Origin of the sequence: Undibacterium sp. Ji22W (genome assembly GCF_049340305.1) — a bacterium.
Lineage (GTDB): Bacteria > Pseudomonadota > Gammaproteobacteria > Burkholderiales > Burkholderiaceae_D > Undibacterium.
In genome coordinates this window covers 1-434 of record NZ_JBMPOU010000014.1, presented here as the reverse complement: position 1 = coordinate 434, position 434 = coordinate 1, and the positions used below count along the sequence as shown (strand labels likewise).

At 49.1% G+C, this 434-nt stretch carries 1 protein-coding gene; it reads right to left on the bottom strand.

Annotated features, from left to right (window positions below):
- Positions 1-434: Ig-like domain-containing protein (locus ACO0KW_RS20380; protein ID WP_423055174.1), on the bottom strand; the 434-nt coding region annotated here is incomplete at both ends.

The following is a 434-nucleotide window of genomic DNA, read 5'->3' as shown; positions in this document are numbered from 1 at the left end:
GTGAATTGCAGACTGTCGGCGCCGACATAGCCAGGCGCGGGTGTGTAGATGACATTCAGTCCGCTGACACTCGCACTGCCATGCGCAGGTGCACCTACCAGTGTGATGCTATTCGCACTTCCAGTGATGCTGGCACTAGTGCTGAGCGAATTGGCACCACTATTTTGTAGCACGCTCGCAGTTAAGCTTGTGACGGTGGGTGGGATACCATTAACGGTCACGCTTACCGAAGCGGCAGAAGAAACACCATAAGCATTAATTGCCGTATATTTGAAAGTATCGATACCGACAAATCCTGGGGTCGGTGTATAAATAATGGAGAGTCCACTGACGCTGGCAGTTCCGTTACTTGGTGAGCTGAACAGGGCAATACTGCTAGCATTTCCGGTAATACTCGAAATAATGACGTTGTTATTACTGTTTTGCAAAACACT